Origin of the sequence: Halomonas sp. A3H3, from assembly GCF_000982975.1 — a bacterium.
In the GTDB taxonomy this organism is placed as follows: domain Bacteria; phylum Pseudomonadota; class Gammaproteobacteria; order Pseudomonadales; family Halomonadaceae; genus Vreelandella; species Vreelandella titanicae.
The window spans coordinates 444,098-455,964 of the sequence record NZ_HG423343.1; the positions used below are offsets into that span (position 1 = coordinate 444,098).

Genomic DNA, 11,867 nt, shown 5'->3' on the forward strand with positions numbered 1-11,867 from the left:
CGGTGAGGGTAAAGCAGATGCCGGGAGCGAGTTCCGGCAGGTCACTCTCGGCCTCGGCGGTGGTGGCGTCGGCGCGCAAGGACTCTAACCGGTGGCGGGTAAACGGCTTGCCGGAGGCGTCCTTCTTGTAGCGTCCGGGGTAGTCAAAGTGTTCGTAATCCTCCCGCTGGGCGTGTTCGCCCAAGTTGGGAGCGAGGTGCTCGTGGATCTGCGCATAGGCTGGGTTCTTAAAGGTGTAATCCTTGAGCATCGCCGAGGCGGGGCGCACGCGGTTGGCCTGACGCAATTTACGCAGGTGGCGTCGGGGCGGGGTGCCCCCGGCGCGGCCGTGGTAGGTACGCTCGCCCACGCTGGGCAAGACCACCGTGGCGTCCGCAAACACCAGCTGGTGTTTGCCGCCCTCGGCGTTCTCGAACTCATGGAAATAGAAGCAGCCCTCTTCAGCGGCTAAACGCTCGATAAAGGCCAGGTCGGTCTCTCGGTACTGAACCAGAAACTCCCGGTCAAGGGGCGTGCGGGTGGTGGCAAAGCCGATATCGGTGAGGCTGCGCTCGTTGGCTAAAGTGGTGATGGCATCAAAAGGCGAGGTGTCCTGGAAAATACGCGAGTTGTGGCGCAGCGATAACCGCCACAGCGCAGGACGAATCTCCACCCGATAGAAGCTGCGCCGGTGTCCCCTATCGCCGCGGTGAAGCTCTGCGATTATCCCATGCACGCGGCGTAGCGGCTCGCCATCCTGCCAAATGGTAAGGGTGGCGTTTTGATCCAAGCAGTCGCTGGGCGACAGGTTGTGGGTGCGGCTGGCAAACTCAACCGAGAGCGCAAACGGCTCAGAGAGGGCCTCGCGATGGGTAAAGCGCACCACGGCGGTGTCATCGGCCCCGGGTAGGGTCAGGGTAAACTGTAGGCCCGTTTTGTCCGCCATCGCTCCGCTCCTTGGATCATCAACTGCTAATGAGAGGCAGTCAGGATAGCGAGCCAGGGGCAGAGGGCAACCCCTTGAGGGCACGAAGCGTCAATGTCTTACACGCTTGTAAGAGATCTCTTACAAAATAGGGCCGAAGACTCATCAAACAGGCAGCCAGCATTCAATAAGCCACTGACGTTGTGACCAACAAAGTTGCTATGCTTATTGGCTATTTTGACTATGTACACTGGAAGAAACCTTCGTGAAGACAGAATCAAGCACTTTAGCGTTCTCCGCCTTTATGGCGCTGTTAATTGGTTGTGCAGGCATCGTGGCCACACTCGCCTCCAACTCCCAGGCGATCCTACTGGATGGGCTGTTTAATCTGATCTATTTCAGTGTTGCCCTGGTGACGATCAAGGTGAGCAAGTTAGCCAGCCGCCCCGATAGCGAATCCTACCCGTTCGGCTATAGCTACTTTGAGTCGCTGGTGAATTTGTGCAAAGGGCTGCTTATTTTAGGCGTGTCTATTTTTGCCTTGGTCGATGCCATTGCCGCCCTGCTCACCGGCGGCCGTGAGATCGCGGCAGGCTTGGCGGTGCTGTACGCGCTATTCGCCACCGCGGCTTGTTCACTTACGGCTTGGGTAATGCACCGCAGCCAGCGCCACGTAAGCAGCCCACTGGTGGCGGCAGACAAACTCAACTGGCTAGTCAACAGCGTTATCTCTGCCGCTGTACTCGTCGCCTTCTGCCTGGTGATGCTGTTTGAGCGCCTAGGCTGGCAGACTATTCTGCCTTACGTGGATTCGGTGTTGGTCATTGCGGTGGTGTTGCTGTGTTTAGGCGTGCCGGTGCGGATGGCCTCCCAAGCCTTGAATGAGCTACTCAACAAAACTCCGGAAGAGGCTATCGCGGTGCCCATTCGCCAAGCCGTGGCGAATGCCCTGGCAGATACCGACACTCAAGAGGTGCGGGTGCGCATGGTTCGCCCTGGGCGCCTGCTGTATGTGATGGTGCATGTGGTACTGCCCGACGCATCCGATGTTTCGGTCTCCACTCAGGATTTACTCAGGGCACGCGTCGATGACGAAGTGCGCCGCTACTACTCTCCCGTGGTGTGTGACGTGGTGTTTACTGCCGACACCCGCTGGGCAGCGCCCTCCTGTGGTCTATTGGTAGAGAAGCAACCATAGATCAGTTGTCCAAGCTACCGAGCCTTGCGCAATAGAACTAGCGTGGCGATCACGCCCACCAGTAGCGCAAGGCCAAATAGCGTTAACGCCAAGGTATGCCCTACAGCATCAATGAGTACCCCAGTAGTGATCACCGGGATACTGAAGCCCAGATAGGCCATCAGAAAATAGCCCGCGCTGGCTTGGGTGGCTTGTTGGCTAGCCGAGCCGTCCGCAATCGCCAACACGCCGCTTAATCCCCCCAGGTAGATAAACCCATAGCAGGCGCTGCTTGCAGCTACCGTGCCCAGCAGCACCGCCACAAGATTTCCGTGAACAGCGCCCCAAGCGATCAACCCATAGGCAATTGGCAAAATCACCAGACCCAGTTGGGTAGCGCTGCGCGGCGCAAGTCTTCTCGCCCAGGGCTGAAACAGCACCCCGCAGCTGCAGATACCGAAGGTGGCGAAGCCACTCCAGGCGGATAAACCGTGTTGGCTTAATGCCGAAGGCAGAATCGCAATCACTAGCCCCACCAACGCCCAGGCCAACAAAATCGCCAACCCATAGGAGATAGCCCCTTGGGGATAGCTGGGCAAACGCAGCATAGGACTTTTAGTGGTGCTCGGTGCACGATCCTTAAGCGTGGTGACCACCACCAGCGCCAACGAAGCGGTAGCCAAATAAATCCACAGGCTGGGTGGCGATACGCTTGGGGTGTGGAAAACAAACAGGCTAGTCACCGCGGCCCCTAGCCCAAACCCGAGAGCGGTACTGGCCGTTACATAGTTAGTCGCCACACGGTTGTCCTCACCACCCAACAGCATCTGCATATAAGCGGGAGCTACCGCAGACGTTAGCCCCGTACTGATACCCAGCAGAAAGCGTGCAACACCCAGCGCCAGCAAACCGGGCGCTATCAGGGTGATCCCGGTCGCCAAGAGACATAACAACAGCGCAGTCATAATTAGTGGCTTGCGCCCTACCCGATCGGCCAAGCCATTTAACCCCAGCAGCACCGGTATAATACCCACCACATAGCAGGCAAAGGCGATGCTGGTGGCGCCAACGCCCAAACCATCCCGCGCCGCCAGCGCATCGTAAAGTGGAGCCTGTAAATTAACCGCCGTGGTAATCATACATAGCGCAAACGCCAGGCAGGCTGCGCTCCTTCTATTGATCGCGCGATTGACAGTGCGGCTCATAGCTAAGTCCTAAATAAGTACGTCATTGAACCGCTACCCTCCCACGCTTACCTCGCGGCGGTAAGGTACACTTAACCTCCACTTTCCAGACACTGTTCCGCCCTTTTAGCGAACAGTTGAAAGCCATAGGGAACGTTATGAAACTAGAGGTTAATCGGCACGCCACGACGCCCATCGCCCAGCAGCTCGAAGTGGGTATTCGCGCTTGGATTGCAGCGCACGGTGCAGGTGGTGGCCGTCGTTTACCCTCTATTCGTCGCTTAGCCGCCACCCACCACATCAGCCGTAATGCGGTGATTGAAGCCTACGAACGGCTTGTCGCTTCTGGCTTAGTGCGCTCACGACCCGGTTCAGGTTTTTATGTGGCGGATAGCGCGGCAGCACTGGTATCACAACCCGCAGCTACGAGCGGATTGGAAGAGGTCACCAACGGGCTATGGGGGCTTTTCAGTGCAAACGAGCACGCGCTCAAGCTGGGCTGCGGCTGGCTGCCCAGTGATTGGCGCGAAGGCGATGACCTCACTCACGCCATTCGCCAAGTGGCACGTAAAAGCCGTTCGGGGATTTTCGAGTACAGTACCCCTCAAGGGCCGCAGGATTTACGCGGCTTAATCCAGGAACGCCTGCGCCCACTGGCGATTACTGCGGACGCCCAGCAGATCGTGATGACCGGTGGCGGTAGCCATTCGCTGGATCTACTAGTGCGGATGCTTCTTGAGCCTGGCGATGTGGTCTTCGTGGAATCACCAGGCTATTACAATCTGTTCGGCCTGCTGCACTTACAGCGAATCCGCGTGATTGGCGTGCCGCGATTAGCCGATGGGCCTGATATCGAGCGCTTGGAGGTGTTGTTGGCCGAGCACCGCCCAAAGCTGTTCTACATCAATAGCGTTTTTCACAACCCCACGGGCAGTACGCTCACCCCGGCGGTGGCGCACCGAGTGTTACAGCTCGCCGAGCAACACGATTTTCAGATTATTGAAGACGATATCTACGCGGATTTTCAGCACACCCCCACCACCCGCTTGGCAGCGCTAGACGGTTTGAGCCGGGTGTTCTACCTGGGCAGCTTTTCGAAAAGCCTCTCCTCTTCACTGCGAGTAGGCTTTGTCGCCGCCCCCGTGGCTTGGGTGCAGCGCCTTGTGGATATCAAGATGTTGACCAGCATCTCCGCTTCGCGGTTTGCCGAGCAAGTGGTCACGACCCTGCTGCAAAACGGCAGCTACCGGAAGCTTACCGAACGGCTGCGCATCAAGCTCGCCAATCAAATGGCAATGGCACTAACGATGCTGAAAAATGCCGGCTGGGAGGTGTATACCCAACCGGCTGGTGGGATGTTTGTGTGGGCAAAACCACCGGTAGCCATCGCCCCTGAAACCCTGAGTGAACTGGCTAACCGGTGGAAAATCACGCTATCGCCGGGGCATCTGTTTTTCGCCGATCACCAGCCAACGCCCTGGCTCCGGCTTAATGTAGCCTATATACAAGATCCCAGAGCCAAAGGGTTTATTGAGGCGGCAAGTTAGGATTAAAGCGGCTCTTCTGATATCGCTGAAGGGGGCTGGTAACCCCCCGTTAATTACAGCTCGCGTTTGCCGTCAACTAACCGCGACACCTTCAGCGGGTTGCCCTCTTTCAGCGCATCGGGCAGTAAGCCTTCTGGCAGGGACTGGTAACAAACCGGACGTAAGAAGCGGTGAATGGCCGCCGAACCGACGGAGGTCGAGCGCGAATCAGAGGTGGCCGGGAACGGGCCACCGTGCACCATGGCATGGCACACCTCGACACCCGTGGGCCAACCATTGGCGAGAATACGCCCTGCCTTGCGCTCAAGCGTAGGCAGCAGCGCTTTAGCGGCATCCAAATCGGCGTCGTCCATATGCAGTGTGGCGGTGAGCTGGCCTTCCAGCTGTTCAGCAACACGTTTTACTTCCGACGCGTCTTCGCACTCAACAATCAACGAGCTGGCACCGAACACTTCCGCTTGCAGCGCTTCAGATGCGAGGAAATCGCTCGCTGAAGCGGCAAACAGTCCTGTCTGGCACTGATAGTCGCTGCCCGTCTGGCCGCGGGCGATTTCGCGCACTTTAGCTGCGCCGCTCAGGCTGGTCACGCCCTCTTGATAGGCGCGGTGGATACCCGGTGTCAGCATTGTCTGCGCGCCGCTGGCTTCCACGGCGCCTCGCGCTGCCTCAATGAAGGCATCCAACTCAGGACCTTTTTCCGCAATGACCAAGCCAGGATTGGTGCAGAACTGGCCCGCGCCCATATTGAGTGAGCCAACAAAGGCTTCGCCCAGTGCTTTACCGCGCGCTTTAAGTGCCGCCGGTAGCAAGAACACAGGGTTAATACTGCTCATCTCAGCGTAGACCGGGATCGGCTGAGGCCTTGCTTGCGCCGTTTTCATCAGCGCCATACCGCCACTGCGCGAGCCGGTGAAACCAACCGCTTGAATACGCGGATCATCCACCAGCGCCTGGCCAATTTCGTTACCGGCACCAAACAGCAGCGAGAAAACGCCTTCCGGTAAATTGCAGGCTTTTACGGCTTTTTGAATCGCCTGGCCCACCAGCTCAGAGGTGCCTGGGTGCGCAGAATGACCTTTCACCACCACCGGGCAGCCAGCCGCTAGGGCCGAAGCGGTATCACCACCCGCAACCGAAAATGCTAGCGGAAAATTGCTGGCACCGAAGACAGCGACAGGCCCCAGGGCGATATGACGCTGACGGAGATCGGCACGCGGCAGCGGTTGGCGATCCGGCATGGCCGGGTCGATGCGTACATCAAGCCATTCACCGGCACGCACTACTGAAGCGAACAGTCGCAGTTGCCCGCAGGTTCTACCCCGCTCACCCTCGATGCGTGCCTGGGGCAGGCCCGTTTCAGCCATGGCACGCTCAATCAGCTCACTACCGATCGCTTCTATTTCACTGGCGATGGTTTCTAAAAACGTAGCGCGCTCTTCGAGAGACGTTTCGCGGTAGATGGCATAGGCCGTTTCAGCCAGCTCGCAGGCTTGTTCAACATGGGCTCGACTGCCGCCAGTATAGACAGGCTCTAGTTTTTCACCGGTGGCTGGGTTAACAGCTTGAATATTGGCTTGGGTGCCGGTCACTGATTGTTGACCTATCAGCATTTCGCCTCGAATCGTCATATGTTGCTCCTTATATGGGTCAGTGGTATCACTGGTCGCGATACTGGGCGTATGTATTGCGCGCCCGATTAAGGTGCTGGTACATGGTTTCGCGAGCTGCTTGAGCATCACGAGAAAGAATAGCTTCGAGAATGTAGGCGTGCTCTTCCTGAACTCGCTCTAAATAGCGCTCTGAGGAGATCGGGTTAATATCAATACTCAGCAGCTTGGCGCGGGGAATCACGCTCTGACTCCACTGCTTGTAGAAAGATTGAAAGAAAGGATTTTTGGTCGCCGTGGCAATCGCAAAGTGAAACAAATAATCCTCTTCTCGAGCTTGGGTTTTTGCAGCATACGCATTGCTAAAAGCAAGGTGCTGCGCTTCGAGCCGTTGACGATCTTCATCATCATGGCGTAAGGCAGCCAGTTCAGCTGCCGCTGGCTCTAAGGTTAGCCGCAGTTCCAGCAGGTGCAAGATATCTTCCACGGTGGTCGGGTTTATGCGCTCTGCAGGCCGCGCCTCTACCGTAGAAGAGCGCAGCACCGAAGTGCCTACACCACGTCGGGTCTCAACAAGCCCCAGGGATTTAAGGTGTGTGATGGCCTCACGTATGACTGTGCGGCTAACGCCAAAGGAGTCACAAAGACTGTTCTCAGTGGGCAATTTTTCTCCCACGCCTACTTTCCCCTGGGTGATCAACGCTTCCAACTGGTCGGCCACGTGCACGGACAAGCTTCCCTGCTGTGTCACTTTACTTATTTGAAGCGGTTTTAGGGCGGATGCCGCTGCGCTGGTTTTGACCATGGAAGCTATCCTTCATTAATATCCAAGTTGTATTATATCGTACAACCTAGGTCTTGAAAGTACCAATAAACGGCTTCTGAATGACCCCAGACAGCCTGTTTTCTATTTTTAATGCCATCACGAGTAATAACAAATATTTTTTCATACCAGATATAACACATCATACAAGAAAAAAGGTAGGTCTGGTTATTGTGCCAAGCAAGCATAACTAACGAAATCTAAACCAAAGTTAAAGTAGCACTTTGATAAAAATCAAGCTCATCAACATTACGGTCTCACATACCTTATCCCCCCTTGCTTATGGCGCAATCGGTGCATGCTTTTTGTTGCAGTATTGTATGATGTAATACAACATATGGTTAATAGAGGGATCCAAAGGCGATAAGGCTTTACGTAACCCTCATACCGGCGAGATCACACAAGGTTCTTTACTTGCATAGCGCCACCTTGGGTGGATAACCCGCAGCCCTTAATAGAGTAATCATCAAGGAGTATCACCATGCTGTATGACCACCGTACCTATACCTGCACACCTGGCACGTTGAAGAAACAGATGGCGCTCTACGAAAAGCATGGCTGGGCTATCCAAAAACGTCACCTTGGCGAACCTCTGCTATATGGACCGGTAGAAACAGGCAATGTGAATTCCTATGTGCATATCTGGGTGTTTAAAGATGCCGCTGACCGTAGCCAGCGGCGCGCCGCCATGCAGAGTGACCCAGAGTGGGCCGCCTATCTCAAGAAAAGTGCCGAGGCGGGTTATCTAATTAGCCAGGAAAACAAGATTGTTGTCCCCGCCCCCTTCTTTAAAGACTGATTTCTTGATTAGCGGGTCTCTTCATGAAGTGGTTCCTTTATGAACGAGCTTTAGCTGAACGCAGTGCTGTGACGGTAGTGCGTGTTGAAATACGTTCCGGGTCAGTCACAAGCTCGATCACGGCAGAGCGACCCGAGGCCATGGCCCGCTCCAGAGCGGGCTTGAAAGCGGCCGTATCGATAACACGTTCGAAATGCGCGCCAAGCCCTGCTGCCAATTGGCCGAAATCGGGATTCACCAGGTCGGTTCCCGAGACGCGGTTGGGATGTTCACGCTCCTGGTGCATACGAATCGTACCGTAAGTACCGTTATTGAACAGCAGTACGATGGGCCGCCCGCCATGCTGTACGGCGGTGGCAATCTCAATACCGCTCATCATAAAACCACCATCGCCGACAAACGCCAGCACACACTTTTCGGGTTCACGTAAAGAGGCCGCCACGGCGGCAGGAACCGAGTACCCCATCGCACCGCAGGTTGAGCCGATGATCCGACCAGGCCTCTGATAGGCCAAAAAACGCTGCGCCCACCCGGTATGGTTTCCAGCGTCTAGCGTGACGATACACTCCTTCGGCAGGCTATCGCGCAACGCATGCATTGCCGCGCCCATATCGAGCGGGTAATCGTGTGACGGAGGCAAAATATCGGCAAGATACTCATCTCGCAACGTTTTGCACCACTCACTCCAACGGCTGCGCTGCCCCCAGTCGTGAGCGGCTAACGCTGCAGCCAGCTTATCAGGGGCCGAAACAACGCCCAGCGCCGGACTAAACACCCGGCCTATCTCATCCGGGTCAATATGCACGTGTATCAGCGTCTGGCTGGGGTTTGGTGAAGTCAGCGTGGTGTAGGTTCGGGTGGTCATCTCGCCTAACCGGGCTCCGACGACCAACAGCAGGTCTGCCTCCGCAAGGCGCTTAATCAGTGACGGCACCACGGCGGTACCGAAATCACCGACATAGCATTCCGAGGCATTATCGAGAATATCCTGACGGCGAAAGGAGCAGGCGACGGGAATACCGTTAGTTTCAGCGAAGGTGCGTATCTGCCCGCAGGACTCATCTGTCCAGCCCGATCCACCGACCAACATCATCGGACGTTTGGCACAGGAGACCAGGGCAGCGATTTTCTCGATTTCCTCCACGGCAACGCCCGGCCTTGACGGCGTGTAGGGAACAGCGTCTTCGACTTCGACGATATCGGTTAGCATATCTTCAGGTAGCGCCAGCACCACCGGGCCTGGGCGGCCTGACGTCGCTACCCGGAAGGCGCGCGCCATGTATTCGGGAATTCGGCGAGCATCCTCAATCTGTGCCACCCACTTAGCCATACCGCCGAACATCACCCGATAGTCAATTTCCTGAAACGCTTCCCGATCCATCGAGCCACGGTCCACCTGACCGATTAGCAGGATCATTGGCGTCGAATCCTGCTGGGCAATATGAATGCCAATAGCGGCATGGCAAGCGCCAGGCCCGCGTGTCACCAGGCAAATTCCAGGGCGCCCCGTCAGCTTGCCATAAGCCTCGGCCATATTCGCCGCTCCGGCCTCGTGCCGCGCATTGTAGAGGGTGAAGTGTTCACGCTGATCATAAAGCGCATCAAGCACTTCCAGGTAGCTCTCTCCAGGCACACAGTAGCCACTATCAGCCCCGTGGATCAGGAGTTGGTCAACCAGTACTTTTCCCCCGGTACGCGGTAGTGGGCGAGTTTTTGTTGTCATGTTGGCATCCTAATGGCAGAGAAGAGCGCCCCCAGCCGTTCGTGATGATCAATACAGGAGGCGCATAGCGAGTAACAGAAACCAATCTTGTTGTGTACAAATGTTTATTAAGATCACGGAATGGCATCAAGCTTCGGCTTCTTGCGCAGAATCAGACAGGCGAAAACGACGGTTAATGCCAGGAAAGCAAGGCTGTCTAAACTCGTCAGAAAGACTATCGGGTTACCGTCATTGAACGATAAGGAGCGTCGCAAATACTGCTCCAGATCCGGCCCCAAGATGAAGCCTAGCAACATGGCCACAACCGAGTAGTTATGTTTGCGCAGGAAGAAAGCCAACACACCAAACAATAGGGCTAAAAACATCTGAAAAATTGAGTAGGTCGCCACATAACTTCCGACGAGCGCTACCACGGCGATGGCGCTGTAGAGCAGACCACGCGAGATTGAGACGATACGAATAAAGTACGGCCCGAACAGGAACAGCGTCAGCGGGATGAGGATCAAGGCGCTCACAAACAAAGAGGCAAACATGGGCGCTATTAGATCAGCCTGCTGTTCAATGAGACGTGGCCCTGGCTGTAAACCATTGATAACCAAAACGCCAAGTACAATAGCCGTGGTAGGGTCGCCCGGAATCCCGAACATCAGCATTGGCACAAAAGCACCGCCGCACATGGAGTTATTCGCCGATTCAGCCGCGGCAATACCTTCTCGACTGCCGTTGCCATACTCCTCAGGCTTCTTCGAACCGCGTTTGGCATCAGCATAAGCCACAAAAGCGGCCATCGAGCCACCCGCGCCGGGAAGGATGCCAATCGCATAGCCAATGAAGGCGCTCTTAATATAGGTAAAGAACCCCACCTCACGAACTTCAGACCACGGGGGAATAAAGTCGCGCCGACGAATTTTTAAGCTTTTCGCTCGCTTCAGAGTACCCTCTAAAGAGAGGTTCCAATTCTGCGCCTGTACCAGTAGCTCACTGACTGCAAACGCACCGATTACCACCGGCATTAAACCGATACCTTCGACCAGCAGTTCAGTGCCAAACTCAAAGCGTGGAATCGGCTGGAGTACATCAATCCCCACGGTGGCCAGCATAATCCCCAGCGTCGTAGCGACAATGCCCTTAGCAATGGCGCCCTTGTCGACAATGATGATTACCACTAGGGCAAAGAGTACAAGTGAGAACTTGCCGGGCGTGCGAATCAAAAGCGCCAGCTCACCTGCGATCGGCATGAACGCCATCAGCAATAAGGCACCGATTGAACCACCAATCATTGAGCCTAGCGCCGCATGGCCTAGCGCATTGGCACCATGCCCTTTTAACATCAAGGCATTGCCTTCCACAGCGGTCATCATTGAAGAGGGTGCGCCGGGAATATTGATCGTCGTGGCCGTTATGCTGCCGGAGTACATTCCCGCCATAAAGATAGACGCACACATGACCAGCGCGGGTACAACGTCAATCGTGTAAGTAATGGGTAATAGCAAGGCGATCGCCAGCACTGAGGTAAGACCAGGCATCGCACCGAAAAAGGTACCAATTAAGAAGCCGGCAATCATGAAGCCCAGCACTTGCCAACTCAGCAATGCTTCAAAACCGCCCAGGAAACTAACAAAGGTCTCCATTAGAATCCTCCTAACACGGGAGGCAGACGCACCCCGAAAATACCGGCAAATAGTCCGTAAAAGAGCGCTGTAACAGCGATCACATAAAATATAAAGAAGGCGGGACGATGTTTCTCGAAGTCAAAGATAAGAAAGAGCGCTACCACGAAACCCAGTGTCGCTGGCACATACCCCAAGGGACGAAACACGCCGATGTAGATGCCAGTCGCCACTACAATCAACAATGGCCTTAGCAAAGAGCCACCAGTGGTCGCCTCTGCTTCTTTGCGCCACTCCCCTACTATTACAACAACCAGCGCTACATACATGATGAAGGCCATCAGAATAGGCATGAAGCGTGGCCCCACGATGGTGTCACCACCAAACTGCGAGCGTATGCTTAAGGCTTCCGCCAGATAGATCGTGGTCAATATCAGCAAGAAAGCTGGAAACAGTACTGCCGATCTTCTGCAGCGTTCGACGTTGTTCATTG

General features: G+C 55.5%; 10 protein-coding genes. 3 read left to right on the forward strand and 7 right to left on the reverse strand.

All coding sequences use genetic code 11. The features are described 5' to 3' along the window. A partial coding sequence (tssI, locus tag HALA3H3_RS01960) for a type VI secretion system tip protein TssI/VgrG (RefSeq protein WP_144410442.1) occupies positions 1–925 on the reverse strand: 925 nt, incomplete at its 3' end. Positions 926–1,169: 244 nt separating this feature from the next. Between tssI and HALA3H3_RS01965 the strand changes: the two genes are divergently transcribed. After that, positions 1,170–2,102 (forward strand): cation diffusion facilitator family transporter, encoded by a 933-nt coding sequence (locus tag HALA3H3_RS01965; protein ID WP_022521768.1) that lies wholly within the window; start codon positions 1,170–1,172, stop codon positions 2,100–2,102. Between the two features lie 14 nt (positions 2,103–2,116). Here the strand turns inward: HALA3H3_RS01965 and HALA3H3_RS01970 are convergent, their stop codons facing one another. Next, a complete protein-coding gene (locus HALA3H3_RS01970; RefSeq protein ID WP_022521769.1) occupies positions 2,117–3,286 on the reverse strand; it encodes an MFS transporter in 1,170 nt (389 codons plus the stop codon). Between the two features lie 137 nt (positions 3,287–3,423). Between HALA3H3_RS01970 and HALA3H3_RS01975 the strand changes: the two genes are divergently transcribed. Next, positions 3,424–4,812: an aminotransferase-like domain-containing protein gene (locus tag HALA3H3_RS01975; RefSeq protein WP_022521770.1), complete on the forward strand. Its 1,389-nt coding sequence runs from the start codon at positions 3,424–3,426 to the stop codon at positions 4,810–4,812. Between the two features lie 53 nt (positions 4,813–4,865). Here HALA3H3_RS01975 and HALA3H3_RS01980 read toward each other — a convergent pair whose 3' ends face one another. Both HALA3H3_RS01980 and HALA3H3_RS01985 read right to left on the reverse strand, forming a co-directional pair. Further along, positions 4,866–6,440 (reverse strand): aldehyde dehydrogenase (NADP(+)), encoded by a 1,575-nt coding sequence (locus HALA3H3_RS01980; protein WP_022521771.1) that lies wholly within the window; start codon positions 6,438–6,440, stop codon positions 4,866–4,868. 28 nt (positions 6,441–6,468) lie between these two features. After that, a complete protein-coding gene (locus HALA3H3_RS01985; RefSeq protein ID WP_022521772.1) occupies positions 6,469–7,224 on the reverse strand; it encodes a FadR/GntR family transcriptional regulator in 756 nt (251 codons plus the stop codon). 499 nt (positions 7,225–7,723) lie between these two features. Here HALA3H3_RS01985 and HALA3H3_RS01990 point away from each other — a divergent pair, with 499 nt between their 5' ends. Continuing rightward, positions 7,724–8,041, forward strand: a complete 318-nt coding sequence (locus tag HALA3H3_RS01990; RefSeq protein ID WP_022521774.1) for an NIPSNAP family protein — start codon at positions 7,724–7,726, stop codon at positions 8,039–8,041. Between the two features lie 37 nt (positions 8,042–8,078). On the opposite strand, the gene HALA3H3_RS01995 is transcribed toward HALA3H3_RS01990, so the two are convergent. From HALA3H3_RS01995 to HALA3H3_RS02005, 3 genes are all read right to left on the reverse strand, one after another. After that, on the reverse strand, positions 8,079–9,764 hold the full coding sequence (locus HALA3H3_RS01995; RefSeq protein ID WP_022521775.1) for a thiamine pyrophosphate-binding protein: 1,686 nt from the start codon (positions 9,762–9,764) through the stop codon (positions 8,079–8,081). A 113-nt stretch (positions 9,765–9,877) separates the two neighbouring features. After that, positions 9,878–11,395 (reverse strand): tripartite tricarboxylate transporter permease, encoded by a 1,518-nt coding sequence (locus tag HALA3H3_RS02000; protein WP_022521776.1) that lies wholly within the window; start codon positions 11,393–11,395, stop codon positions 9,878–9,880. Next, positions 11,395–11,865 carry a tripartite tricarboxylate transporter TctB family protein gene (locus HALA3H3_RS02005; RefSeq protein ID WP_022521777.1) on the reverse strand — a complete coding sequence of 157 codons (471 nt, stop codon included), beginning with the start codon at positions 11,863–11,865 and terminating at the stop codon, positions 11,395–11,397. The genes HALA3H3_RS02000 and HALA3H3_RS02005 overlap by 1 nt, the downstream gene beginning before the upstream one ends. Positions 11,866–11,867: the final 2 nt, after the last annotated feature.

Coding starts and splice junctions, on each gene's coding strand:
- HALA3H3_RS02000 (WP_022521776.1), bottom strand. CDS start 11,395: ATGGAGACCTTTGTTAGTTTCCTGGGCGGTTTTGAAGCATTGCTGAGT.
- HALA3H3_RS01970 (WP_022521769.1), bottom strand. CDS start 3,286: ATGAGCCGCACTGTCAATCGCGCGATCAATAGAAGGAGCGCAGCCTGC.
- HALA3H3_RS02005 (WP_022521777.1), bottom strand. CDS start 11,865: ATGAACAACGTCGAACGCTGCAGAAGATCGGCAGTACTGTTTCCAGCT.
- HALA3H3_RS01995 (WP_022521775.1), bottom strand. CDS start 9,764: ATGACAACAAAAACTCGCCCACTACCGCGTACCGGGGGAAAAGTACTG.
- HALA3H3_RS01975 (WP_022521770.1), top strand. CDS start 3,424: ATGAAACTAGAGGTTAATCGGCACGCCACGACGCCCATCGCCCAGCAG.
- HALA3H3_RS01985 (WP_022521772.1), bottom strand. CDS start 7,224: ATGGTCAAAACCAGCGCAGCGGCATCCGCCCTAAAACCGCTTCAAATA.
- HALA3H3_RS01990 (WP_022521774.1), top strand. CDS start 7,724: ATGCTGTATGACCACCGTACCTATACCTGCACACCTGGCACGTTGAAG.
- HALA3H3_RS01980 (WP_022521771.1), bottom strand. CDS start 6,440: ATGACGATTCGAGGCGAAATGCTGATAGGTCAACAATCAGTGACCGGC.